This is a genomic window from Bacillus infantis, from assembly GCF_008180445.1.
Lineage (GTDB): Bacteria > Bacillota > Bacilli > Bacillales > Cytobacillaceae > Bacillus_AB > Bacillus_AB infantis_B.
In genome coordinates, this window is sequence record NZ_VTER01000016.1 from 34600 (window position 1) to 57441 (window position 22842).

Sequence of the window (22842 nt, forward strand, 5' to 3'; positions counted from 1 at the left end):
CTGCTATTTCCTTTGAATGACCGCCATTGTGCATCTTGAAACACACACAAGTTTCCCTTCTTCATCAGTGATTTTGATATCCCAGACCATTGTTGATTTTCCCTGATGAAGAACAGTGGCAGCTGCAGTGACGACTCCGTCTTTTTTTGCCCTGATATGGTTGGCGTTGATCTCAAGGCCGACCACAGCTTGTTTTTCCTGGTCCACCAATTCAAATGCACCGATGCTGGCCACCGTTTCAGCCAAAGCAACCGAGGCGCCGCCATGCAAAAGCCCGAAAGGCTGCCTGGTCCTCTCATCGACCGGCATGGTCGCTGTCACATGCCCTTTCCCAAGCTCAGTCACTTCGATTCCCAAGGCATGTATCAGCGTATTCTCCAATTTCATCATTTCAGTTCCCCCTCCATGTTTTTAACCATGGTGCATGACTATGTATGTACTTTTACTATAACTTCAATCCTTGTGACAGACAACCTGCCAAAGTATCCTTGCTCCTCATTCCCTGCCCCAATGGCCGGGAGCAGTGTGTTGCTTCGGTGACCAATTTAAAACAAAATAACTGCTTAAATAAAAGGCTGCGTTAGTGTACCTTGTTGATTTTGGGCTGCATTTCAGCACAGCTGAAATGCAGCCCAAAATCAACAACAATGTTTAACAAAGCTAAATAAAAATAGCCTGCTGCGGCAAACTAAAGATGTCCATCAAGTTCCGCAAAGACATGGACCAAACCATAGACAGGGGTGTTCATTTATGGATCATATCCGTGAAGGTTTAATTCCAGCAGTTCTTGGTACAGCTGTAACAGCAACAGGCTACGCGCTGAAGCAATCCAGAAAAGTAGACAGCACGCTGTCCGACACCATTGTCGGCTTCGGACTTGCCCATATCGTTCTGGGAGCCATTGACCTGGTTGAACACCGCCATCACTATTAGCACACAAAAAGGCAGCTTTTGCACGCTGCCTTTTCTTTTTTTGGCTCCTTCACGCCAGCTCCCTTTGCTTTTCTTTTTTTCTTCTGCTGCGTGTCTTGATCACGAGGATGATAAGCGCAAAGACGGCACCGGCCAAGAGCGCCTCTTTTCCATAAAGGATGATGGCATCTATATGGTCGCCGAACAGATATCCTAAAGTGAAAGCAACCGCAAGCCAGAGCAGTGCCCCGCTGAAGGCAAACAATGCGAAGGTTTTAAATGGAAGCCTGCTGAAGCCATAGAGGAATGGGACAAAATTGCGCAGCCCCGGTATGAAATAGCTGAGTGAAAGGGAAAAGGCATGATGCTTATCCATCAGCCTCAAAGAGTCATCGATGATTTTTGCAAACCGTTTTCTTTTATGGAAATATTTGATCAGCGGCCGGCCGATGAACCGGCCAAGTGTATAGCAGGTCGTCAGCGCGGCAGTCATGCCGGCATAGGTCACAAGAAAGGCCCCAAGAGGATGAAGCACACTCATCGAGGAGACCATCCCGACTGTCATGGCAATGACTTCATTCGGGACGGGGATGCCGAAGACGCCGAACCAGAGCCACAGGAATAGGCCGACATAGCCATTTTCTTCAATCAGCAGCAAAATATAATCCAGCTCCATCTTCAGCACCTCCCCCGCTCTCCATTTATTTAAGAATTCTCCATTACCCTTGTTTACCCCTCTTTTATCTTTATGAATCCATACTAATTCTCTCATGCTTCTTAAATGTATATTCCTTCCTGCAAAGCACATACCCGATTACGATGGCTGGCAGTTTTTTTTTCACACGCAATCGTAAGAATGGGGGCCGCCGCATATAGATGGAATGAATGGGTGCACCTGGATTATGTTCCATGAAAGGGGCCAAATAGATGTTTCCACATTATTATTATGGAAGAAGAAACAGCATCAGCCGCTACCCGCAGCCTGGATGCCATTTTCCTCCGCCTCCCCGCCAGCTCTATTATACAGCCAGCGTGAGGCAGTTTCCTTCTGTCAATCCTGCCACCTTTATGAGCTCCGCCAAGCATATGCAGGATCTAATGAGTGATGCCAGCTCACTGCTTGACATGATGGCCACTTCCAAGCAGTTTTCCAATGATCTGATGTCAGCTGCCCAGCAATCCCAGACAAAAAAAGCAGAAGAAATGATCAAGGCAACCGGAATCAAGTCACAGCCCCGTGTCACATATACACCGGACGGGCTCACCCTGGTATTTGAAGCAAAAGATGACCATGCTCAGTGCTGCAGCCTGACCTTAAAGCTCAGATGGATGTAAGTGCAGGATGCAGCAGCAGGGCAGGAATTTCAGTACAACAGAAAGAAGCTCTCCTAGCCAGAGAGCCTTAAAAGAGAGAGTGTATTGTTAAATGGCACTTCATACCTTCATCAATCAGTAATACGGATATCCTCCGCCGTATGGCGGGCCGTAAAATGGCGGCGGGTAAAAGTAAGGCCTTGGCCGCGGAAAAAACAGTGCACTGCCGACAAGCCCTCCAAGCAATCCGCCTACAAACGGCGCCCCAAAGAAAAATCTTGAACCGCCTCCAGCATAATATGGCGCTCTATATGGATGCATAAAAGGTCTACCTCCTTATTTTCTTCCCTACACTACTACATATGCAGGCGAATGCCTTTTGGACTGGGCATTTGTCCGCTAACCAGGGCATTCGCCGCCGGGCTGTTCTTCATCGGCAAAAAAACACAGGAGAAGCTCTCCTGTGTTTTTCAGCATTATTTTTGTTCCAATATATCTGCCGTTTGTCCGCACGCCTGCAGTGCCTGTTCGACCGCCTGGAGGGATTCCTCGATGCGCTCACGGTTTGAACCCTGTTCTACCGTTGATAATGCCTGCTGCAGGGAATCTTTCGCCTGATTCAGGGATCCATAAGAGTCCTGTACATACCCTCTTGCATTTTTCTGCATGTTAGCACCTCTTCTTTGCTTCTTATTTTTCACTTCCAATAACCAATGGGAAGGCAATTCCGTTCATCTGCAGAGCTGACCAGCCGGAGCTGGAACAGAAATTGGTCGAAGAGGATCGGCTCACCATCATTGAAAGAGCATGCCTCCAAAAGGAGCTCCAGCGGACTATCTCCTGCCCCGGAATGCTCCGTCACGCCTGAAAGCCAAAGCTTGAAGCTCAATGCCTGACCAAGTGCGCTGTATCCTGCCTCATCGAATATTTCCCTTATCTGCTTTTCATCCATACGGCAGCCTCCCTGCATACCAGAAATCTTCCATTTTTGATTTTTCCCAAACAGGCTGTTTTTATACTTTCCCCAGCAAGAAAAGGCTCTGGGAGAACAACCATTTTCTGCACTTTTGCATTATGGCTCGTCTATAATATAGCGAAGCATAAAACGGCAGTCTGCAGGGTATTCGGGAAACTCATCTTATGTAGCCTTACAGCTGTTCCAATAAGGAGGGATATCATATATGGATACAAAAGGACTTTTCGATTTGTCCAATAAAACGGCCATCGTCACCGGCGGCGGGCGGGGGCTCGGCGAGCAGATGGCCTATGCACTTGCAGAGGCAGGAGCAAATATAGTTGTCTGTTCCAGGAATCTTGAGGCGTGCCAGACTGTCAGCAAGAAACTGGCATCCATGGGAGCCCAGTCATTGGCATTGGAATGCGATGTGACCAATGAAAACAATATCAGCTTTGTCATCGCGGAAACGATCAGCCAATTCGGCCGGATTGACATCCTGATCAATAACAGCGGAACTTCCTGGGTCGCTCCGCTCCTGGACTACCCGGAAGACAAATGGGACAAAGTGATGGATGTAAATGTGAAGGGCGCATTCCTATTCACCCAGGCAGCTGCCAGGGCCATGAAGGATCAGGGCAGCGGAAAAATCATCAATATCGCATCTGTCACAGGATTCAGGGGGGCTCCATCCGGCTTCCTGGATACACCGGCATACAACACCAGTAAAGGGGCGCTGATGGTGCTGACAAAGGATCTGGCTGTGAAGCTCGCCCCTTATAACATCCAGGTCAACAGTATTGCCCCGGGCCTGTTCCCGACAAAAATGACGGCATCCATGGAAAAAACCAATAAAATATTGCTGAAAAAAATACCTGCCGGAAGGTTTGGCAAGAATGAGGATTTAAAAGGAACAGCCTTGTTTCTGGCTTCCAGTGCTTCTGATTATGTGACAGGCCATACGCTTGTAGTAGATGGCGGCTTGACGGCAACCATCTAGAAAAACAGCGGAAAGGAGCAGGCGAAATGTCAAATGAACAAGCGCAGGAATTATTCAGTTCATTAAAAAAAATGGGAATGAAGCTTGAATTTGAGTTGAATGAGCTGATAAAAAAGCAGCTGAATAAAGAAGAACTTCTGCTTTCAGCCAGCGCTAATTCAGCTGTAATCGCGAGTATGATCAGCCAATGCAGGAATATGGTTGAGTTGCTTTCCATACCTTTAAACTTCCCTACAAAGAATGATGTGGCCCGCGTGGCAAAACTGGCCATTCAGGTTGAAGAAAAAGTCGATCAGCTTGATGAACAAATGCTGGCACTGTCCAGTACACTTGCCGAAATCAAGGGCTCGCTTGAGAAGCTTGAATCCGCAAATCCGGAAGCGAAAAAAGAACCCAATGCTGATTCAGGACTGGATGCCGAAGCCAGTCCTGCTGGAAAGAGACGGAAAGCACGGTCCAGGGCACTCAGCATTCTTCTGGATAACCTCCAGAAAAATGCTGAAATCCAATATGGATTGCCTTCGAAAGGATCGAAAAATAATGGGAGATAATATCAGCAGCTCCAATGGATTCTGGTCCGAAAAGGAACAGGAGAGATGGAAAGGATTTTTCAGGACACTCTCGGCAGCACAGCCCGATCAGGGATGCACATACAGAAAGGCAGTCTGGAAAAAGAACAAAGCGGTCTTATGGCATTATCCTCCGGCGGAAAAAAAGTACAGCACTCCTATGTTCCTGATTTATTCACTCATCAACCAGCCTTATATCCTGGATCTTGCACCGAATGAAAGCATGATCGAAGTACTTGTCAACAGCGGCTATGATGTATATCTTATTGATTTTGGCACTCCCGGATATGAAGATAAAGACCTGACGATCACCGACTATATCAGGGATTATATTGCGAAAGCCGCCGCTCGGGCCCTTACCCACTCAGGGGCTTCAGAGCTGACAGTCATGGGCTTTTGCCTTGGCGGGACCATTGCAGCCATATATGCAAGCATCTCAGAGGAGCCGATCAAGAACCTGGTTTTATTTGTGACACCGATTGATTTCAGCATCCTGCCCGCCTATGACGAATGGATTGAAGCTGTTTCAACAGGCAGGGCCGATTTCGATGCTGTCATTGACGCGTTCGGAATCATCCCGGCCCCTTTTATGGAAGCCGGCATGCGGCTCCTTACCTCACCTATCTACTTATCTCACTACCTCTCTCTCTTAAACCGCTCGTATGATGAGGAATACAGAGAAAAGTGGCTGAGGTTCAACACATGGACAACAGGCCATATTCCCTTTTCCGGAGCTGCCTTAAAGCAGATTTTCCATGAGCTCGGGAGAAAGAACTCCCTGATGGACGGCTCTCTTGTCATTGATGGAAAAAAAGCAGACCTGGCCAATATTCAGGCAAACCTTCTTGCTGTTGCCACAGCTGGAGACAGGCTGGTTCCCAGAGAACAGGTCGAGCCTGTGATCAAACTGGTTTCAAGCAAAGACAGAACTTTTCACTTGCAGCATGGAGGGCACGCCAATCTTGCATCCGGCGGACAGCTTCCTCCCTACCTGACCGATTGGCTCCATGAACACTCAGAGCCTTCCGGCAGCTAAAATCTGGACAATGGAGGGATACGATGTTTTATACCTTGAGCTATGAGAAGCTTTTTAAACCAACAGCTCACTGCAGCTATTACGGGTTCGCCTCAATTGTGTTTGCAGATTATTTCAAAAGATGCTGCAGCCATTAGTGAGGCTTGTCCTTTAAAGAAAACCTCATCTCCAAAAGAGATGAGGCTTTTTCCATGGGCAGTCAATCAAAGCTGAACCTTTCTTCTTTGAAAGGATCTCCATAATTATGGTAGCCATTTCTTTCCCAGAATCCAGGCTTATCCACAGCAGAAAACTCGATGCCGCGGAGCCATTTGGCGCTTTTCCAGAAGTAAAGGTGCGGAATGACGGCGCGGAGCGGATATCCGTGTTCCGGGGTAAGAGTCTCCCCATTATGGGAGTGTGCCAGGAGGCTCGTTTCCTTCAGGAAGTCTGCAAGCGGCAGGTTGGACGTCCATCCTTCCTCTGCATGCAGAATGACAAATGATGTTTCATCTCTAAGCTTTACCAGCCTGACAATCTCTTTTGCAGCAACACCTCTCCACACATTATCCAGCTTTGACCAGCCAGTGACACAATGGATGTCATTCCCGGACTCTGTCTGCGGCAGCTTTTGAAGATCGCCGTAGCTGAATACCTTTTCCTTTTCCACTGTCCCGAAGATCCGCAGCGACCAGTTATCCAGATTCGAGTAATAAGGAACATTGCCATGGTGCAGGACCGGAAAAGATGCGGTCACATTCTGGTTCGGCGGTACACGCCCTCCGTCCCCTTTCCTGACTTTTCCAAAATACATGCAAAATCACCCCATTCACTTCTGTATGTAAGGATATATTATCCTATATTTCTGTCCATACACAGGAATATGCAAAAAGAGGGGCTCCATTAAAGGAGCCCCTCAACTTGATTATAGAACCATGGCTGCAATCCAGCCAAAGGCAATCAGCGGAATATTATAGTGCACAAAGGTTGGCACACATGTATCCCAAATGTGATTATGCTGTCCATCCGCATTAAGCCCGGCCGTCGGCCCGAGCGTACTGTCTGAAGCCGGCGATCCGGCATCTCCGAGAGCAGCGGCTGTTCCAACCAAAGCAATGGTCGCCATAGGGCTGAAGCCAAGCTCCATGGCAAGCGGAACAAAAATCGTCGCAATGATCGGGATGGTCGAGAAGGATGACCCGATGCCCATTGTCACGAGCAGGCCGACAAGGAGCATAAGGAAAGCTGCAAGAGGCTTGCTGCCGCCGATGATAGCCGCAGCCTGCTCAACAAGCCTCTCAACATCGCCGGTTTCTTTCAGCACATCAGCAAACCCAAAGGCCGCCAGCATGACAAACCCGATGAAAGCCATCATTTTCATTCCTTCGGTCAACAGGGCATCTGCTTCCCTCCAGCGGATTGCTCCGCTGATATAAATGACCAGGATGCCGCTCAGCGCCCCGAATATCATAGAGTCCAGGATGATCTGAACTGTAAGTGCCGCGACAATGGCAAGAATGGAAAACAGGATGGCCAGTTTTGAATAGCTTCCTTTTTCCGGTGCAGCGATTTCGATAGTCTCATAGCTTCTAGATTTTCGGTATGAGAAGAACACTGCGATAATAAGGCCTGCCGCAAGACCGGCAGTCGGAATCAGCATTGCTTTTGGGATATCTCCCATTTCAATGACAAGCCCGCTGTCAGCCATATTGCTGGCCAGTATTTCATGAAAAATCTTCCCGAATCCTGCAGGAAGCAGGATATAAGGTGCAGTCAGCCCGAATGTCAGGACTGAAGCAATCAGGCGCCGGTCTATTTTCAGTTCATTCATGACATGAAGAAGCGGCGGAATCAGGATTGGAATAAAAGCAATATGGATTGGAATCAAATTCTGGGAAAAACAGGCCATTAAAAGAATAGAAAACACGATTAAAGCCTTTGAATAAGCCTTTCCCTTGGATCCGCCGTTTTTGCCGACAACCCCCAGCACCCAGTCCACCATTAAGTTGGGAAGCCCGGTTTTGGAAATGGCAACGGCAAACCCGCCAAGAAGCGCATAGCTGAGAGCCACCTCGGCACTGCCTCCAAGCCCGTTTGTAAATACCTCAATTACTTTATCTACAGACAGCCCGCCCGTCAAACCGCCAACCAATGCCCCTGCAATCAGTGCAAACACAACGTTCACACGCAAAAGGCTCAGCGCCAGCATCACAAGCACAGCTGCAATAACTGCATTCATGTTAAATCCCCTCTCTTGATGTAAGAAACGTATAAGTATATGGAATGAATAGTTCAGCGCGTTCTGGCAGGAAGCATGTTCTCTGAAATGTTAGCTTCCTCCTGTTCGCTTTACTCTGATAAATCGGTAAAGAACTAAAACACAAATATTAAAATACCATACAGGGGCAGGCCTGTCAATGATTCCGGGGGACTTCCAGGGATTGGAGGACGGTGCAGGAATGATATTGAAAAATGAAAAAAGCCCGGCCCCTTGAGGGCCAGGCCAAATTAGTTCTTATTCAAATGGCTCAAATCGTTCTACCATAAGTGCAAGTGTTCTGGCCATCACTCCGGTGGCACCGGAAGGTCCCAGATCATGCGCCTTGTCAACAGTAGCAGTGCCGGCAATATCCAAATGCACCCAAGGAGTCCCTTCGGCAAATTCCCCGACAAAGCCCCCGCCCATGATGGCATGCCCTGCACGTCCAGGAGAGTTGTTCAGATCGGCAACCTTGCTGCTCCTGATGCGTGCCTTGTCTTTTTCAAATAATGGAAGCCTCCAGATCGGTTCTCCGGCTTCAAATGAAGCTTCGAGCACCTGCTCATAGAGAGCCTCATTATTCGCCAATGCGCCAGTAGTATCATTGCCAAGCGCGACGATCACACCGCCTGTCAAAGTCGCCACATCTACCAGATAGCCTGCTCCATGATGCTTGGCATAAGTGACAGCATCAGCAAGAGCAAGGCGCCCTTCTGCATCTGTATTCAGGACTTCAATCGTTTTTCCGCTCATGGAAGTGATAACGTCATCTGGCTTGAATGCAGTACCGCTCACCATATTGTCTGTAGACGGAATGACGGCAACAACATTCTGTGCCGGCTTCAGTTCACCAATGATTTCCATGGCGCCAAGCACAGCGGCAGCTCCGCCCATATCGGTCTTCATGCCGACAATGCCGTCTTTCGGCTTGAGTGAATAGCCGCCTGTATCAAAAGTGATGCCTTTTCCGACCAGACCGACCACATCGGTCCACTCGTCCCTGCCCTGGTATTTCAGGACAATCATTTTCGGAGGCTCTGCAGATCCCTGATTGACGGCAAGAAGTGCGCCCATGCCGAGCTTCAGCATATCTTCTTTTTCAAGAATTTCCGCTTCGAAATGATATTTGCCTGCAAGCTCAAGCGCATAGTCCGCCAAATCTGTTGCTGTCAGCATATTACCTGGAAGGTTTACGAGCGTCCTCGCAGAGTTTGTCCCTTTTCCGTGGGCAGTCCCGACTTCAAGTGAAGCCTTAACCTCAGCTTCATCTGCAGTGCTGTACACGGTCAGGCTTTCGATTTTCTTTTCAGGCTCGTTCGATTTCTGCTTGTAGCCCTGGAATTCATATGCTGAAAGCTCGAAAGCTTCTGCTGCAGCATGCGCCGCATCATTTGCGTCTGCATTCTCTGCTGTGAAAGAGTCAAGATAAAGAGCAGCCTCCTGCAGCCTGTCTTCTTTTAAACGCTTAAAGACCTTTCCGAAAGCTTCCCTCAGCACTTCAAAATCCAGTTCCTTTTCTTTCCCAAGACCTACAAAATAAATCCTTTTGACTCCTGTTTTGCCAAATGTATGTATTTTGGAAACCGCTTTTTTCTTAGCTGAAATGTCTCCGCTTTTCATCAGTTCTGTCAGATTTCCTTCAAAAATGTCATCTGCCTTGGCCAGATTGCCTTCTAGCTTGGCAGGCTTATCAAATAATCCGATGACAAGGGCCTCATGGCCGGCACCGAAGTCCAAATCCTTTTTGATTGTATACATTCTGCTCACCTCCAGTATTAATACCTTTATTATATCGGATAAAATGATTTATTTCGAGAATCTAATCATCTTCCAAAAATAAATAGATATCAGGGAGAGCGGGGAGGGTTTTTACCTCCTCATAAGGAATTGTATCTATAGTCTCTGGTATAATGGAGAGGCATGCAGAGATGAATACGTACACCTTTTCAAGGTCCAGCCCCCAATGCTTCGGCCTGTAGGATTGGAGATAAGAATGGGCAGCCCGCATCATGAGCCTGGCGCCTTTAACATTGCCGTACTCGTAATGGTAGATGGCCACACTCATTTGCAGCAGCCCTTTGAAGAACAAATTGGCTTTGTCTTCCATCCACATTTCCTTAAAAGGTCATGGCAAGTGTAATAGTCTCCTTCATTGAAACAGATGAAGAACTCATAATATTCTTTGGGATAAAGCATGCAATCACCCCTGCGCAGAATGTATTCATACTCCTGGTTATTCATATCATATCAGATGTACATAAATTACAGTATTCAACTTCCGCCCCGGCGGGTATAAAAAACAAAAGGGCACTCCGCCCTGCAGCTGAGGCTTAATGGCAGTTCCAGCTCCACTTGCTTCCTGTCAGCCCAGGCAGCTGCAAAACAGCCAAAAAATGAAAAGGTGGTTTCCCGATGGATTTATTGCTCAACTTCCCCTTATGGTCTGCACTGGCCGCAATCTTTTTTGCACAGTTTGTAAAGGTGCCCATTCAGTATATTGCGACGAGGAGACTGGACTGGTCACTCTTGACAAGCACGGGAGGCATGCCCAGCTCCCACTCGGCCGCCGTTACTGCCCTTTCCACGGGAGTCGCCCTGGAAACCGGGATGGACTCTGCTGTATTCGCGGTGGCAGCTGTGTTTGCCATCATCACGATGTTTGATGCAACCGGTGTAAGAAGGCAGGCAGGCGAACAGGCCATTGTCCTGAATCAGCTTGTGAACGATTTTAATAAATTCGTCGAAGAAGCCAAAGTATGGCAGAAAAAGGCCGAAAAAGAAAAACAGAAAGAACTGAAGGAGCTCCTCGGCCACAAACCGATTGAAGTGTTTTTCGGGGGCCTGACAGGGATTGCTTTGACCCTGGTTCTCGATATGCTAGTTAATCTATAAGGAGACTTTTATGAGAATAGTATCTATCTGCCCCAGCAACACTGAAATTATCGCTTACCTCGGACTGACACATCTTCTGGTCGGAATCGATGACTATTCTGACTGGCCGGAGGAGGTGCTTCATCTGCCAAGACTCGGACCTGATTTGTCAATTGATATGGATAAGGTTGAGGCGCTGAAGCCTGATCTCGTACTGGCATCCTTGAGCGTGCCGGGGATGGAGAAAAATATCGGGGAATTAAGGAATAGGAACCTGCCTTTCATTACCCTTAATCCCCAAAGCCTTGAGGATATTGCCCGGGACCTGGGTACAGCAGCCGAGGCTGCCGGATATCCTGGATTGGGTGAAAAGGCAGCCGGCGAATTCAGGACGAAAATTAAAAGCCTGCAGGAAAAATCGGCAGGCGCCGGGCACAAACCCTCCCTCTACTGGGAATGGTGGCCAAAGCCGGTTTTCACCCCCGGAAGCATCAACTGGCTCACTGAAATCAGCGAGCTTGCCGGCGCCGTCAATCTGTTCAGGGATGTGGAACTCGCCAGCGTCCAGACAGATTGGGAGGACGTCCTCCGCCGCCAGCCTGATTATATCTGCCTTGCATGGGTAGGCGTCCGCAAAGAAAAGGTAAAGCCGGAGATTGTGGTGAAAAGGCCAGGCTGGAAGGAACTTGAGGCAGTCAAACAGGAAAGAATCCTCGTACTGGAGGAAGAACTGTATTGCCGCCCTTCCCCCCGCCTGATTGAAGGCGCTGAAAGGCTCGCCCGTATGCTGCATCCGGAATGCTTTTAGCGATAAAAAGAGGGAGGCCGTTTGATCCGGCTTCCCTCTTTCTTGGTTTTATTGTCTTTTTAGCTTTTATTTGCGGCTTTCACAATTTATTTGCGAGTTAGTTATCCGCTTTTCCTATTCCTCCACAGCCCTGTACTGTTGGCGGAATACCTGCATGGATTCGTTTTCGTTAAGGGCGCTCAGTTCCTCTTCAGTCAGGCTTCCGTCTCCCTCTTCAATCACATAAACATCAAGCGTTTTTTTGCCCCAGCTGCTGTAGACGTCTTCGACGGTTTCATAATATAGATCAAGCTTATTACCTTTGATGGCGCCGCCTTTGTCAGCTACGACCCCGTATCCATAACCCGGTATGAACAGGATGGTGCCGATTGGGAAAACGTTCAGGTCTGCTGCTACTGTAGAGTACAGATCCCGTTTTACCTTGACGCCAGAGTATGTAATGCCAAAGGACGGGTGCCCCGGATTCTTTCCTGTTGATTCATAATAGGCCGTATAGCCGGTCGCCACTACGGATTTGGCGGGATATTCTGACCAATTGAATGCTTCTTCCAGGGACTGTGGCTCGGCAGTAACCGCCTCCGCTGAGGAAATCAGCTCATTCGCTTCCAGCCTCGGAAGATATTTGTAGGCAAGTCCCATTGTTTTATATGTATGGTCTAAGAAAGCATAATCTTTCATTTCAGCTGCTGCCCCGCCGCCTTCGTACTGATAGGACTCAAGGGTTTTTGCGCCTACTCCGGATATGGATTGAAAGGTGGTAAGCAGTGCCCCTAAAAATAAAACTGACATGATGATGCGCTTTGTCCATTTTTTTAGTCTATTCATATAATAATTCACTCCTCCCAAGTTAATCATTTCCCAACTTTAGAAAAAGTATTCCTGGGAGGATTGGAATAAAGGCAATACCGGGGCTTTTGTATTAGAAGTAAATTTCCTATAAAGCCTGCTGTATCAAGGTTTTAGTACAGGAAGGGTATTTCCCGAAAAAATTTAAAAAATTTATGATTCTGAAGTGTTTTAGCCGCAATTCTCAGCTTTTCAGCAGCTTTTTAATAGCAGGGTCTGTTGATATCCTGTCTTGATCTTAGGCTCATTACTGTAAAAATTTGTTTCATAGAGCAAAAAAAAACACTCCCTGTATGGGAATGCTTTTTCATTAAAACATTCTGTAGCCTTTGCTTCTCAGCAGTTTAATTGTAATACCGGCTGCCACTGCACCAGCCATCCCGCTGCTTAAAATCAGGACATCAGCCATGGCAAGCTCTGACATAAGCCTTCCCAGCTCAGGAAATGCTTCACTGCTGTTAGTGAAATATTCTATGAAACGGACCTGGTCAACAATCAGGATTGCGATGATCGGATAAATAATGGCCATGATCCAGGACATTCTAAGCAGCATATTCAATATAAAACCGATTCCAAAAAATAAAACGAAAAATAGCAGCATTGAAATTGGCAACACAAAAATAGTCATCTGCACAGGCAGTACCCCCTTAAAACATCACTTTTAAGTGTACTGAATGGCCGAAAGGTAGTCAATTTTAATTTTGTGAACACTTTTTAACAACTATAACTGTTCAGGCCTGGCTGAAGAAAAAACGAGCCACGGAAAAACCCTGCCGTCAGCAGGGTTTTCTTTCATCCTTTCTTCTTGCCGGAACCGTTGCAGCAGGTGCATGTTTCAGAGCCGCCTAATAAAAGCTGGAAATAGCCCTTCCCTGAACAATAGTCGCATTCTTTGGTCTCATATGTCGTTGCTGCCATCCTGCTCATCCCCTTTTAGCACTGAATTTTCTGATAATATACCAAGTATAGAGGAAAATGAAAAGCTTCATATTAGCCGGAAAAGCCCCGCTGTAAACGCATACATGTCAGATTATCTTACAATATCTAATGAATTCTAATAATTTCTGAAAATTATAAAAATAGTTTATACGCGGAGTATCCGAAGTGGTCGCCAGGGTTAACGCCGTCTATCAGCTGTTTGGCAGCCCCTTCTTTAAGTTCAGTCAAATATTTGAGGAGGATAGAGGCATCTTCATGGACCGCTGCTTCTCCAGGGTCCATAAACTGCACATCCATCAGCTCGCTTTCCTGGACAGTGATGCTTTGGCCTTTTTCAGGGGCCATAAGAAAAAGGATCATATTGTCGCTGACCTCACCGCGGATCACACCAGTCCTCAGCCCTATCATGCCGACCGGCCTGCTTTCAATTCCCGTTTCTTCCTTTACTTCCCTTACAGCTGCTTCATCGGCAGTCTCCCCGGGATTAACAAAGCCTGCAGGCAGCGACCATTTGCCCTTCAGCCCGCCGTATTTTTTCTTAACTAAAAGCCACTTTCCCTCCGGTGAAATAACCAGGCCTGAAACAGCAAGCCACACTTTACCACGTTTGCTCTCCATTACTTTTAAGACCTCCATGCATAATGATCTTTCTATTGTAGCAGAGCTCTGCTTCTAATTGGTTTTTGGACACAAAAATACCGGGGAAATGATCCCCGGCTGTTTTTATTAAAAGATATTGAATTTGCCTTTTTTCAGGACAAGTCCAGGTCCGCCAATCATGAAGAGGGCACGGTTGTCGATCATCTTCTTCATGAAGGAAGCCTTTGATCCTACCAGTTTCTTGCCGAAAGCCACACCAATGGCATCGTCTTCGCCCAATGAGCATACTGTACCTTTGATATCAGGTGTGAAGGTCTCAAGCTCACCCTTGTTGCGGATCAGGGCAACGATATTGCGCGCGCATACCTCTCCCTGCTGCATGGCGATTTGGGCAGTAGGAGGATAAGGGCGGTTGATTTCTTCATTGATGATCAATGAGCAGTCGCCGATGATGAAAAGATCTTCATGGCCAGGAACCCTTAGGTCAGGCTGAACCTTTACGCGTCCGCGCATCGCTTCAATGCCGGAGTTTTCGATGATGGAGTTGCCGCGAACACCTGCAGCCCAGACAACAGTGCCTGCTTTGATGTGCTCAACTTCTTCGTCGCCTTTTCCGACCGTGATTCCATCTTCATTGCATTCTTTGATGGCTGTGCCAATCAGGAATTGAACACCCTTTTTCTCCAGGTGGGAGACAGCATAGTTGACCAGCTCAGGGTCAAAGCCAGGAAGGACCGTAGGAGCAGCTTCAACACAGATGATCTTAACCTTGCTGTAGTCCACATCATATTCCTTGCACAGCTCAGGCACTCTGTTTGCCAGCTCGCCAAGGAATTCAATGCCTGTGAAGCCGGCGCCGCCGACCACAATTGTCAGCCTTTCATCCTTTTTCTCTTCTTCAGTATTGTAAGTGGCAAATTGATATTCAATATGCTCGCGGATCTGTCTTGCGGCATTCACATTTATAATAGAGAAAGCATGTACATCCAGGCCTTTGATGCCGAATGTTTCCGGCTCTGCACCAAGGGAAACAACCAAGTAATCATAGGTTACTTCGCCTTCCTCGAGGATGACCTTCTTTTCTTCAGTTTTGATTTCAACAGCAGTACCCTGGACAAATTCGATTTTATTTCGGTCAATGACATTTTTAACATCATAGCGAACTCGATCGTGATGAAGGGTACCTGCAGAAGCTTCGTGCAGCCAAGTCGTTTCATAGTGATAGTCATTCTTGTTCACTAGTACGATTTCTGCTTCATTCACTCCAACCTGCTTTTGCAAACGTGTTGCCACCATCAATCCGCCGTAGCCGGCACCTAGAATTACTATTTTTGGCTTTTTCAAAGCGTATCACTTCCACCTTTATTAGTATTTTCGAAAACTCTTCTGCTTTTTCTTATCTTCCACTGCTTTATGAGTTTTTATTTTATAAGTACAAGAAAAAGTTTGTGATATTCTTCACGAAGCAGAGCAAAAAAATGTCCGAAATTTGTCACAAAGTTTATGTCTATAATACATAATATTCTTTTTTCCGCGGTTTTTCAAGGTTAAAAGCAGAATATATCCTATTGAGAAAATTAAGATTTTTACGCAATTTTTCTTATTATTCGAACAACTTTCGGTTCTGCTATGTGAGGTTTTTCATTATTTATGATATGATGAAAGCTAGAAATGTTACTACATATGTTGAGGTGATTAGTGTGAAGGAAGATCAGACAATCTATGATATAACGATTATCGGCGGAGGGCCTGTCGGGCTGTTCACCGCTTTTTACGGCGGCATGAGGCAGGCCTCTGTTAAAATAATTGAAAGCCTTCCCCAGCTTGGCGGGCAGCTGTCAGCTCTTTATCCGGAGAAATACATATATGATGTAGCCGGTTTCCCGAAGGTGCGGGCACAGGAGCTCGTCGATAATTTGAAAGAGCAGATGAAGAAATTTGAACCCACGGTTTCGCTTGAGCAGTCGGTTGAAAAGCTCGAAAAACAGCCGGACGGCATTTTCAAGCTAACCACCAACAGCGAAATCCACTATACAAAGACGGTCATCATCACGGCCGGAAATGGCGCATTCCAGCCGCGCCGCCTTGAGCTTGACTCGGCTCCGCAATATGAAGGCAAGAACCTGCACTACTTCATTGATGACCTGAATCATTTCTCCGGGAAAAAAGTGGTTGTATTCGGAGGAGGCGATTCTGCAGTAGACTGGGCCTTGATGCTTGAGCCTATCGCAGAGAACGTAAAGATCATCCACCGCCGCGACAAGTTCCGCGCCCACGAGCACAGTGTAGAAAATCTTCACAACTCCAAGGTTGAAATCAAGACTCCGTTTGTTCCTGCCGAACTTATCGGCAATGAGGAGGGCATTTCCCAGGTGATCATCCAGGATGCCAAAGGGGAAGAAAAAGAAGCCATTGATGTTGATGCCGTCATCGTCAACTACGGTTTTGTCTCATCGCTTGGCCCGATCAAAGAGTGGGGCCTTGAAATTGAAAAAAATAATATTGTCGTCAACAGCAAAATGGAGACAAATATCCCGGGCATTTACGCAGCAGGCGATATTTGCACCTATGACGGCAAAGTGAAGCTGATTGCTTCCGGTTTCGGAGAAGCGCCGACTGCAGTGAACAATGCTAAGGCCCTTATTGATCCTAAAGCACGGGTACAGCCTCTGCACAGCACGTCCATGTTTGATAAATAAACAATAAATGGCCCCGCAGGAGAGATACTCCGGCGGGGCCGCTTTTATTTCTTACCAATAGTGTCTGCGTTTTCTGCGGCGGTCTGTTTCTGCCCCGGCTACGTCATCAGCCAGGCAGCGCCTTACAGCCCTGCAAAATTCCTCGCTGTCAATAAAGGCCTCAACCCTTACCTTAAAGTCATCATCGCGTTTTTTGTGATGATAGTCAGATGCACCAGCCACATCATCCTGCTTCCAGTGCCTGTTGCCAGATAAGCCTGCTACATTGTTATTATACCAGCAGCCCATAGTTTCACCCCCTCTGCAGCAAGATATGTTTCATCTTATGCATAAGGGAGACAAGCCGGCAGTGCGAACATCCTTTTTCTGAAAAAATGGATGCTGTCCGGCCGCCCAAATTAGTATACTCCTGACCCTTCGAGGATTTCCCCTCCTGTTTTATCCACAGCAAACCATGATGAAGCATCCCCATCTTCCTTAGGGCGGTTCCACGCCGCCACAAAATGGACCTGGCAAAGTTCACCCTTCCTTATTTCCGGGATTGGAACTGCAATTGCATTTGTTAAACACCTGACGATCTGGAGCTGTGAAATTTCATCTTCAGCATAGAATGAGTCCGGCATCATATCCTTTATTCTTGCCCTGTGAACTAAGGCAGTTCCATCCTCTGTGCCAAGAGTGAGTTTCCATTGCCCATACTCCCAGGTCATCGCCTCAAGCCTTTCTCCGCTCTCCGGCCACCCGGCGCTTCCTTTCGGCCTCATCTCTGCTTGAAATATGCAGTCCCTTAAATTATGACGAGCTCTCAGCCGCCAGACTGCAGCAGCTGCTTTATCTATTTTCATATGTGATGGAATCCTGATGTCAGGCTCGCAGAGGAGAAGCTCAGCTATGTAATCCTTACAAGAATATCTCAGCAAGAGTGCACCATTTTCCAGCCTAAAGCAGGAAGGTTTGCTTTGGCACCTGGATTGGATTTGTCCATTGATTCGGAGGTCAAATGCAATGGTTCCTGCCGGCGTCTGGATAATCGGGCTGCATCCAAACTCGCTCTCAGACCCCTTCGTATTTTGAAAAAGCTTCATTCTTTAACCCCCGCTTCTCTTTTTACATGTAAAAAACGCTTCCTGATATGCTCAATTGAGGTCAGGAAGCGTTCTGTAAGGTGTATGATGACAATTAAGAGATCAGCAATTTTCAGGTGTCCCTGCATTCTTGGCCGTTCTAAAGGAAGAACCGCACCCGCAGGAAGCAATGGCATTAGGATTGTCGATCGTGAAACCGCCGCCCATCATGGATTGCTTATAGTCGATCTTAGTTCCGCTAAGGATGGCAGCATCTTCCTTGCTTACAAGGACTTGCAGGCCATGAAGCTCGAACTGGGCATCATTTTCTTCAACTTCATGCGCAAAACCCATGCCGTAGGACAACCCGCTGCAGCCACCGCCTTTTACAGCAACACGCAGGAATGCATTTTCCTCTTCATTTTGCTTCATCATATCTTTAATTTGAAAAGCCGCAGCTTCAGTAATTTCAACAATTTGGTTTTCCATTTTAAATCCTCCTTAATCTTGAGGTTTTTACTCTTACATATAGTATATACAGACTTTGAGCGGGACTCAACTGAGCAGGCTTCATTTTTAAAGCCCTTTTATCAAATCCGCTCCAGGAGTAGAACTTTTTACCTAAAATCCCCTATTGTTTATGGTATAATAAACCTACTATTTTATAAAGGAAGGTGAGAAAATTGGCCATACTGGAGCCATTGTATGAAAAAAGCTGCAGCTGCCCTGTATGCAAGAACAACTTTACAAGCCAGAAGGTCCGTTCCCGCTTCGTAAAAATCAAAGGCTATGACACTGATTTTCTTCCTTTTTATGACTCAGATGAAAGCAATCCGATATTCTATTATATACAAGTATGTCCTCAATGCGGCTTTTCGTTTTCCGAGGAATTCAGCCCATATTTCCCTCCGGGTTCAAAGAAACAGATCGATGAAAAGATCACCAGCCAATGGAAGCCCAGGGACTTCGGCAGGAAGAGGAGCAGGAATGAAGCAATCCAGACATACAAACTGGCTGTTTACTCTGCACTTTTAAAGAAGGAAAAACATGTGTCCATCGCGGGATTATATATGCGGCTTGCCTGGCTGTACAGAAATGGCGGCGATAAGACACAGGAACAGCGCTTTATGAAATTGGCCGCCCATGAATATGTGGAATCCTATTCAAGCGGTGATTACCAGGGCACGCAAATCTCTGAAACCAGACTTCTATACCTCATTGCAGAACTTTCAAGGAAAACAGGCAGCGATGGGCAGGCAATCAAGTTTTTCTCCAAGGTGATTGAACAGCAGAGCCTTTCGCTTGAGCCGGGGATCATTGATATGGCAAGAGAACGCTGGCATGAAATGAGGGAAAGCAAAAGGCAGACCAGCTGATGTCTGCTCCTTCAAGAACAAAAGCGCAATCGTCTTGATCCACCCCCGACAATCATAAGCCTAACCACCCGGAAAGGCGTTCTTTGCCTTTTTGGGTGGTTAGGCTTATGACCTCGAGGGGGTAGGCGGGGGAGCTGGACGGGGATCAAGAATTGAAAATTATCCACAAGTCTTCCAATTTATAAATTCCTTAACTATAAGAAAAGGCCGCATCGATATGCGGCCTTTTATATTAAAACATTGGATTTTCATCCAGGAATTGATATATGTTTTCCACCAGTTCCTCCGGCGTCTCTCCTGTTACAACCTCACCGTTCACCAGGGCATATAAAGAGCTTGCACATTTTCCGCAGTACCCAAGGCAGCCATACTCAATCACATCCAGGTCAGGATCCTTTTCAAGGATTTCCAGGGCCTTCTGCGCACCGCTTGCCAGGTTGCTGATGCAAAATTCTATGATTGGCTGAATCATATCTATTCACCTCTCTACTAATTGTTAATGTACTTGGTTTCACGCAAAAACGCAAGCAAAGGCATACTGTCATATACACAGTAAGCACTGGATTATCATTATTGGATGATTGAAGGGCGTATAATGTCGACTTTTGCCTGGATTATTCAGATATGTGTTGTGATTTAGCCATAATTTCGTTATACTTTTTATGTTGTTTCATGAATTTTCTTGTGAATTAATATTCTAATTATTTTGCTAACATAATAATGTAAACGTTTAATTCTTATCCTGTCACTGTGTTTTCTATTATTTTAATATATTACTATAGCTGCTTACATACTGGACAAAAGGGGAAATTTGGTTATGAAAAATCTTGTCATACTTGGCGGAGGATATGGCGGCATGAGAGCCCTTGCCCGTCTGCTGCCAAACTCATTGCCGGAAGATACAAGCATTACGCTGATTGACCGGGTACCTTACCACTGCCTTAAAACTGAATATTATGCACTAGCAGCAGGAACGATCTCTGATCAGCATGTGCGGGTTGCTTTCCCTGAACATCCGCGCCTTAAGATCAAATACGGAGAAATCTCCGGGATCGACCTTGAAAAACAGCATGTAAACCTGGCAAATGAAACTCCTGTTTCCTATGATGACCTTATCATCGGGCTTGGATGTGAGGATAAGTACCATAATGTCCCTGGGGCAGATGTACACACCTACAGCATCCAGACAATCGAAAAATCACGCCGCACTTATGAAACATTGAACAACCTGTCGCCGGGATCTATCGTTGCCATCGTTGGGGCAGGACTGAGCGGAGTTGAGCTGGCATCCGAGCTGAATGAAAGCCGGCCGGATCTGAAAGTGAAGCTGTTCGACAGGGGAAATCATATTCTTTCCGCTTTCCCAGAAAGATTAAGCACTTATGTGGAAAATTGGTTTGACAATCACGGAGTAGAAATCATCAACAATTCCAACATCACCCGTGTAGAAGAAAACATCCTTTATAACCATGACGAGCCCATCCAGTGCGATGCCATTGTATGGACAGCAGGCATTCAGCCAAGCAAGGTTGTCCGCGACCTGCCGGTGGAAAAAGATGCACAGGGCCGTGTCGTGCTTACGAAGCATCATAACATTCCCGGCAATGAGCATGTGTACGTTGTAGGAGACTGCGCAAGCCTGCCGCATGCACCAAGCGCACAGCTTGCCGAAGGCCAGGCAGAACAAATTGTCCAGATCCTCCTGAAGCGCTGGAAAGGCGAAGAGCTGCCGGAATCCCTGCCGGTCATCAAGCTGAAAGGCGTCCTTGGCTCACTCGGCAAAAAGCATGGCTTCGGCCTTGTCGCCGAAAGACCGATCACAGGCCGCGTCGCCAGACTGCTCAAATCCGGGATTTTGTGGATGTACAAATATCATAATGGCTGATCAAGCACAGCAAAGGAGTACGGATGGAAGCATCCGTACTCCTTTTTGATTTAAATGTAGATGTGTAAAGCTTACCCTATTTATGGATTTGAAAAGTGCCGCAAAGTGTAAAATCCCTGCAAATAAATTCAAATTGAGGTACAAGGCATCAGACACCAGCGGGGGATTAGCGGCAGGACTGAGACTCCGTAAAAGTTACCAGGAGGAGGCTCAGCGCCGCCCCGCGAAAAGCGGAGTGCCTGGAACGGAGATCAACAGACACCTTTTAGGAGGATATCTCATTCAGATGGATTAGAGGATTGCTCAAATTTTAGAGCCCTGTTGATTGCAGTGGAAGGCACGCAGACTCCTGCGGGAGATAGCGGCAATGCTGAGACCCCGCAGGAGCTTGCTCTGAGGAGGCTCAGCGCCGCCCCGCGGAAAGCGAAGTGCCTGCAACGGAAATCACCAGCCCCATTTAGGAGGCTATCTCATTCAGATGGATTTGAGGAGTGCCCAAATTTTAGAGCCCTGTTGATTGCAGTGGAAGGCACGCAGACTCCTGCGGGAGATAGCGGCAGAGCTGAGACCCCGCAGGAGCTTGCTCTGAGGAGGCTCAGCGCCGCCCCGCGGAAAGCGAAGTGCCTGCAACGGAAATCACCAGACCCCTTTTAGGAGGATATCTCATTCAGATGGATTAGAGGATTGCCCAAATTTTAGAGCCCTGTTGATTGCAGTGGAAGGCACGCAGACTCCTGCGGGAGATAGCGGCAGAGCTGAGACCCCGCAGGAGCTTGCTCTGAGGAGGCTCAGCGCCGCCCCGCGGAAAGCGAAGTGCCTGCAACGGAAATCAACAGACCCCTTTTAGGAGGATATCTCATTCAGATGGATTAGAGGATTGCCTAAATTTTAGAGCCCTGTTGATTGCAGTGGAAGGCACGCAGACTCCTGCGGGAGATAGCGGCAGGGCTGAGACCCCGCAGGAGCTTGCTCTGAGGAGGCTCAGCGCCGCCCCGCGGAAAGCGAAGTGCCTGCAACGGAAATCAACAGCCCCATTTAGGAGGCTATCTCATTCAGATGGATTAGAGGATTGCCCAAAATTTTAGAGCCCTGTTGATTGCAGTGGAAGTGGAAGGCACGCAGACTCTTGCGGGAGATAGCGGCAGGGCTGAGACCCCGCAGGAGCTTGCTCTGAGGAGGCTCAGCGCCGCCCCGCGGAAAGCGAAGTGCCTGCAACGGAAATCAACAGCCCCATTTAGGAAGAAATCCCGTATTTTCAACAAAAAAAGCGACCCTGATACAGGCCCGCTTTTCCCATTTATGAAGCCGGCGTATAACCGTAGTCCTCCATTTTAGCGAAAATGGTCTTAAGCTTCGGATTGCCCTCACCGACCACTTCATCGCCGATCAAAACGACCGGATAAAACATATCATCTTCAATCACCCGCATCGCAAAGTCCCTCTTTGCCTCATCATCAGGAGGATTATGTATATCCACATAACTGATGGAAAAAGGCTGATCAGCAAACTTCCGGCTGACCGCAGCCTCCAGCCATTCATACGTCTCTTTAGATGATGGCAGATTCACACAGCTCGGGCATAACTGCTCTGCCCCGTATACAACGATTTCAACTGACTTTCTCTCCATAATCTCAACCCCTTTATGTCTATTTTACCTGATGGAAGTTTAATAATCATATAGAAAAAAATTAACGATTATTGGATTTGAGGATTGGGGAATAGATTTTTG

Annotated in this window: 28 protein-coding genes and 1 pseudogene; 10 read left to right on the top strand and 19 right to left on the bottom strand. The window is 47.3% G+C overall.

Annotation, left to right across the window (positions count from 1 at the left end; translation table 11 throughout):
* Positions 1–3: 3 nt before the first annotated feature.
* Positions 4–387, bottom strand: a complete 384-nt coding sequence (locus FZD51_RS23235; RefSeq protein WP_035403284.1) for a PaaI family thioesterase — start codon at positions 385–387, stop codon at positions 4–6.
* Positions 388–750: 363 nt separating this feature from the next.
* Here FZD51_RS23235 and FZD51_RS23240 point away from each other — a divergent pair, with 363 nt between their 5' ends.
* A complete protein-coding gene (locus FZD51_RS23240; protein ID WP_009795431.1) occupies positions 751–933 on the top strand; it encodes a hypothetical protein in 183 nt (60 codons plus the stop codon).
* A gap of 49 nt (positions 934–982) precedes the next feature.
* Here the strand turns inward: FZD51_RS23240 and FZD51_RS23245 are convergent, their stop codons facing one another.
* Complete coding sequence (locus tag FZD51_RS23245) at positions 983–1588, bottom strand: DedA family protein (RefSeq protein ID WP_009795432.1); 606 nt, start codon at positions 1586–1588, stop codon at positions 983–985.
* Positions 1589–1839: 251 nt separating this feature from the next.
* On the opposite strand from FZD51_RS23245, the gene FZD51_RS23250 reads away from it, so the two are divergent.
* A complete protein-coding gene (locus tag FZD51_RS23250) occupies positions 1840–2247 on the top strand; it encodes a YuzC family spore coat inner layer protein (protein ID WP_148976901.1) in 408 nt (135 codons plus the stop codon).
* 114 nt (positions 2248–2361) lie between these two features.
* Here FZD51_RS23250 and FZD51_RS23255 read toward each other — a convergent pair whose 3' ends face one another.
* The 3 genes from FZD51_RS23255 to FZD51_RS23265 all read right to left on the bottom strand — a co-directional run bounded on the left by FZD51_RS23255 (position 2362) and on the right by FZD51_RS23265 (position 3178).
* Positions 2362–2547 carry a hypothetical protein gene (locus FZD51_RS23255; RefSeq protein ID WP_022544332.1) on the bottom strand — a complete coding sequence of 62 codons (186 nt, stop codon included), beginning with the start codon at positions 2545–2547 and terminating at the stop codon, positions 2362–2364.
* A 155-nt stretch (positions 2548–2702) separates the two neighbouring features.
* The gene (locus FZD51_RS23260; RefSeq protein ID WP_022544333.1) at positions 2703–2894 is read right to left on the bottom strand and encodes a hypothetical protein; all 192 of its coding nucleotides are present in this window, start codon (positions 2892–2894) and stop codon (positions 2703–2705) included.
* A gap of 29 nt (positions 2895–2923) precedes the next feature.
* The gene (locus tag FZD51_RS23265; protein WP_148976902.1) at positions 2924–3178 is read right to left on the bottom strand and encodes a hypothetical protein; all 255 of its coding nucleotides are present in this window, start codon (positions 3176–3178) and stop codon (positions 2924–2926) included.
* Positions 3179–3407: 229 nt separating this feature from the next.
* On the opposite strand from FZD51_RS23265, the gene FZD51_RS23270 reads away from it, so the two are divergent.
* From FZD51_RS23270 to FZD51_RS23280, 3 genes are read left to right on the top strand one after another with little or no spacing between them, the layout of a single operon-like run.
* Positions 3408–4181 carry an SDR family oxidoreductase gene (locus FZD51_RS23270; RefSeq protein WP_148976903.1) on the top strand — a complete coding sequence of 258 codons (774 nt, stop codon included), beginning with the start codon at positions 3408–3410 and terminating at the stop codon, positions 4179–4181.
* A 26-nt stretch (positions 4182–4207) separates the two neighbouring features.
* Positions 4208–4732 (top strand): hypothetical protein, encoded by a 525-nt coding sequence (locus FZD51_RS23275; RefSeq protein WP_148976904.1) that lies wholly within the window; start codon positions 4208–4210, stop codon positions 4730–4732.
* Positions 4722–5786 carry an alpha/beta fold hydrolase gene (locus FZD51_RS23280; RefSeq protein WP_148976905.1) on the top strand — a complete coding sequence of 355 codons (1065 nt, stop codon included), beginning with the start codon at positions 4722–4724 and terminating at the stop codon, positions 5784–5786. Before FZD51_RS23275 ends, FZD51_RS23280 begins: the two co-directional genes overlap by 11 nt.
* Before the next feature lie 199 nt (positions 5787–5985).
* Here the strand turns inward: FZD51_RS23280 and FZD51_RS23285 are convergent, their stop codons facing one another.
* From FZD51_RS23285 to FZD51_RS23300, 4 genes and pseudogenes are all read right to left on the bottom strand, one after another.
* A complete protein-coding gene (locus tag FZD51_RS23285) occupies positions 5986–6579 on the bottom strand; it encodes a sulfite oxidase-like oxidoreductase (protein WP_148976906.1) in 594 nt (197 codons plus the stop codon).
* Between the two features lie 111 nt (positions 6580–6690).
* On the bottom strand, positions 6691–8004 hold the full coding sequence (locus FZD51_RS23290) for a Na+/H+ antiporter family protein (RefSeq protein WP_148976907.1): 1314 nt from the start codon (positions 8002–8004) through the stop codon (positions 6691–6693).
* A 276-nt stretch (positions 8005–8280) separates the two neighbouring features.
* The gene (locus FZD51_RS23295) at positions 8281–9783 is read right to left on the bottom strand and encodes a leucyl aminopeptidase (protein WP_148976908.1); all 1503 of its coding nucleotides are present in this window, start codon (positions 9781–9783) and stop codon (positions 8281–8283) included.
* A 61-nt stretch (positions 9784–9844) separates the two neighbouring features.
* Positions 9845–10266, bottom strand: a pseudogene (locus FZD51_RS23300) (DUF309 domain-containing protein).
* Between the two features lie 171 nt (positions 10267–10437).
* Between FZD51_RS23300 and FZD51_RS23305 the strand changes: the two are divergent.
* A complete protein-coding gene (locus FZD51_RS23305; protein WP_009791424.1) occupies positions 10438–10917 on the top strand; it encodes a divergent PAP2 family protein in 480 nt (159 codons plus the stop codon).
* A 10-nt stretch (positions 10918–10927) separates the two neighbouring features.
* Positions 10928–11704 carry a cobalamin-binding protein gene (locus FZD51_RS23310; RefSeq protein ID WP_148976909.1) on the top strand — a complete coding sequence of 259 codons (777 nt, stop codon included), beginning with the start codon at positions 10928–10930 and terminating at the stop codon, positions 11702–11704.
* 114 nt (positions 11705–11818) lie between these two features.
* Here the strand turns inward: FZD51_RS23310 and FZD51_RS23315 are convergent, their stop codons facing one another.
* From FZD51_RS23315 to FZD51_RS23330, 5 genes are all read right to left on the bottom strand, one after another.
* Positions 11819–12529 (bottom strand): 3D domain-containing protein, encoded by a 711-nt coding sequence (locus FZD51_RS23315; RefSeq protein ID WP_148976910.1) that lies wholly within the window; start codon positions 12527–12529, stop codon positions 11819–11821.
* Positions 12530–12860: 331 nt separating this feature from the next.
* Positions 12861–13178 carry a YuiB family protein gene (locus FZD51_RS23320; RefSeq protein WP_420886299.1) on the bottom strand — a complete coding sequence of 106 codons (318 nt, stop codon included), beginning with the start codon at positions 13176–13178 and terminating at the stop codon, positions 12861–12863.
* 164 nt (positions 13179–13342) lie between these two features.
* On the bottom strand, positions 13343–13468 hold the full coding sequence (locus tag FZD51_RS26340; protein WP_187445873.1) for a YuiA family protein: 126 nt from the start codon (positions 13466–13468) through the stop codon (positions 13343–13345).
* Positions 13469–13621: 153 nt separating this feature from the next.
* Positions 13622–14107, bottom strand: coding sequence for an NUDIX domain-containing protein (locus tag FZD51_RS23325; protein WP_148976912.1), 486 nt, complete (start codon positions 14105–14107; stop codon positions 13622–13624).
* 108 nt (positions 14108–14215) lie between these two features.
* The gene (locus FZD51_RS23330) at positions 14216–15433 is read right to left on the bottom strand and encodes an NAD(P)/FAD-dependent oxidoreductase (protein ID WP_009791430.1); all 1218 of its coding nucleotides are present in this window, start codon (positions 15431–15433) and stop codon (positions 14216–14218) included.
* A gap of 356 nt (positions 15434–15789) precedes the next feature.
* Between FZD51_RS23330 and FZD51_RS23335 the strand changes: the two genes are divergently transcribed.
* Entirely contained in the window at positions 15790–16788 is a 999-nt protein-coding gene (locus tag FZD51_RS23335; protein ID WP_022544341.1) for an NAD(P)/FAD-dependent oxidoreductase, read from the top strand.
* 51 nt (positions 16789–16839) lie between these two features.
* On the opposite strand, the gene FZD51_RS23340 is transcribed toward FZD51_RS23335, so the two are convergent.
* From FZD51_RS23340 to FZD51_RS23350, 3 genes are all read right to left on the bottom strand, one after another.
* A complete protein-coding gene (locus tag FZD51_RS23340) occupies positions 16840–17076 on the bottom strand; it encodes a hypothetical protein (RefSeq protein ID WP_148976913.1) in 237 nt (78 codons plus the stop codon).
* A gap of 110 nt (positions 17077–17186) precedes the next feature.
* Positions 17187–17873, bottom strand: coding sequence for a hypothetical protein (locus FZD51_RS23345; protein ID WP_148976914.1), 687 nt, complete (start codon positions 17871–17873; stop codon positions 17187–17189).
* A 102-nt stretch (positions 17874–17975) separates the two neighbouring features.
* Entirely contained in the window at positions 17976–18341 is a 366-nt protein-coding gene (locus FZD51_RS23350) for a HesB/IscA family protein (RefSeq protein WP_148976915.1), read from the bottom strand.
* Between the two features lie 194 nt (positions 18342–18535).
* Between FZD51_RS23350 and FZD51_RS23355 the strand changes: the two genes are divergently transcribed.
* A complete protein-coding gene (locus FZD51_RS23355; protein ID WP_148976916.1) occupies positions 18536–19228 on the top strand; it encodes a DUF2225 domain-containing protein in 693 nt (230 codons plus the stop codon).
* Positions 19229–19460: 232 nt separating this feature from the next.
* On the opposite strand, the gene FZD51_RS23360 is transcribed toward FZD51_RS23355, so the two are convergent.
* On the bottom strand, positions 19461–19700 hold the full coding sequence (locus tag FZD51_RS23360; protein ID WP_009791437.1) for a YuzB family protein: 240 nt from the start codon (positions 19698–19700) through the stop codon (positions 19461–19463).
* A gap of 345 nt (positions 19701–20045) precedes the next feature.
* Between FZD51_RS23360 and FZD51_RS23365 the strand changes: the two genes are divergently transcribed.
* Positions 20046–21113, top strand: a complete 1068-nt coding sequence (locus tag FZD51_RS23365) for an NAD(P)/FAD-dependent oxidoreductase (RefSeq protein WP_148976917.1) — start codon at positions 20046–20048, stop codon at positions 21111–21113.
* Between the two features lie 1297 nt (positions 21114–22410).
* Here FZD51_RS23365 and FZD51_RS23385 read toward each other — a convergent pair.
* Positions 22411–22740: a YuzD family protein gene (locus FZD51_RS23385; protein WP_148976921.1), complete on the bottom strand. Its 330-nt coding sequence runs from the start codon at positions 22738–22740 to the stop codon at positions 22411–22413.
* Positions 22741–22842 lie beyond the last annotated feature (102 nt).

Bases quoted from the DNA above. Each gene is read 5' to 3' on its own strand.
- FZD51_RS23265 (WP_148976902.1), bottom strand. From the start codon at position 3,178: ATGGATGAAAAGCAGATAAGGGAAATATTCGATGAGGCAGGATACAGC.
- FZD51_RS23310 (WP_148976909.1), top strand. From the start codon at position 10,928: ATGAGAATAGTATCTATCTGCCCCAGCAACACTGAAATTATCGCTTAC.
- FZD51_RS23385 (WP_148976921.1), bottom strand. From the start codon at position 22,740: ATGGAGAGAAAGTCAGTTGAAATCGTTGTATACGGGGCAGAGCAGTTA.
- FZD51_RS23280 (WP_148976905.1), top strand. From the start codon at position 4,722: ATGGGAGATAATATCAGCAGCTCCAATGGATTCTGGTCCGAAAAGGAA.
- FZD51_RS23325 (WP_148976912.1), bottom strand. From the start codon at position 14,107: ATGGAGAGCAAACGTGGTAAAGTGTGGCTTGCTGTTTCAGGCCTGGTT.
- FZD51_RS23255 (WP_022544332.1), bottom strand. From the start codon at position 2,547: ATGCATCCATATAGAGCGCCATATTATGCTGGAGGCGGTTCAAGATTT.
- FZD51_RS23320 (WP_420886299.1), bottom strand. From the start codon at position 13,178: ATGACTATTTTTGTGTTGCCAATTTCAATGCTGCTATTTTTCGTTTTA.
- FZD51_RS23250 (WP_148976901.1), top strand. From the start codon at position 1,840: ATGTTTCCACATTATTATTATGGAAGAAGAAACAGCATCAGCCGCTAC.
- FZD51_RS26340 (WP_187445873.1), bottom strand. From the start codon at position 13,468: ATGGCAGCAACGACATATGAGACCAAAGAATGCGACTATTGTTCAGGG.
- FZD51_RS23305 (WP_009791424.1), top strand. From the start codon at position 10,438: ATGGATTTATTGCTCAACTTCCCCTTATGGTCTGCACTGGCCGCAATC.
- FZD51_RS23240 (WP_009795431.1), top strand. From the start codon at position 751: ATGGATCATATCCGTGAAGGTTTAATTCCAGCAGTTCTTGGTACAGCT.
- FZD51_RS23270 (WP_148976903.1), top strand. From the start codon at position 3,408: ATGGATACAAAAGGACTTTTCGATTTGTCCAATAAAACGGCCATCGTC.
- FZD51_RS23275 (WP_148976904.1), top strand. From the start codon at position 4,208: ATGTCAAATGAACAAGCGCAGGAATTATTCAGTTCATTAAAAAAAATG.
- FZD51_RS23345 (WP_148976914.1), bottom strand. From the start codon at position 17,873: ATGAAGCTTTTTCAAAATACGAAGGGGTCTGAGAGCGAGTTTGGATGC.
- FZD51_RS23340 (WP_148976913.1), bottom strand. From the start codon at position 17,076: ATGGGCTGCTGGTATAATAACAATGTAGCAGGCTTATCTGGCAACAGG.
- FZD51_RS23260 (WP_022544333.1), bottom strand. From the start codon at position 2,894: ATGCAGAAAAATGCAAGAGGGTATGTACAGGACTCTTATGGATCCCTG.
- FZD51_RS23350 (WP_148976915.1), bottom strand. From the start codon at position 18,341: ATGGAAAACCAAATTGTTGAAATTACTGAAGCTGCGGCTTTTCAAATT.
- FZD51_RS23290 (WP_148976907.1), bottom strand. From the start codon at position 8,004: ATGAATGCAGTTATTGCAGCTGTGCTTGTGATGCTGGCGCTGAGCCTT.
- FZD51_RS23245 (WP_009795432.1), bottom strand. From the start codon at position 1,588: ATGGAGCTGGATTATATTTTGCTGCTGATTGAAGAAAATGGCTATGTC.
- FZD51_RS23360 (WP_009791437.1), bottom strand. From the start codon at position 19,700: ATGATTCAGCCAATCATAGAATTTTGCATCAGCAACCTGGCAAGCGGT.
- FZD51_RS23295 (WP_148976908.1), bottom strand. From the start codon at position 9,783: ATGTATACAATCAAAAAGGATTTGGACTTCGGTGCCGGCCATGAGGCC.
- FZD51_RS23285 (WP_148976906.1), bottom strand. From the start codon at position 6,579: ATGTATTTTGGAAAAGTCAGGAAAGGGGACGGAGGGCGTGTACCGCCG.
- FZD51_RS23235 (WP_035403284.1), bottom strand. From the start codon at position 387: ATGAAATTGGAGAATACGCTGATACATGCCTTGGGAATCGAAGTGACT.
- FZD51_RS23365 (WP_148976917.1), top strand. From the start codon at position 20,046: ATGAAAAATCTTGTCATACTTGGCGGAGGATATGGCGGCATGAGAGCC.
- FZD51_RS23315 (WP_148976910.1), bottom strand. From the start codon at position 12,529: ATGAATAGACTAAAAAAATGGACAAAGCGCATCATCATGTCAGTTTTA.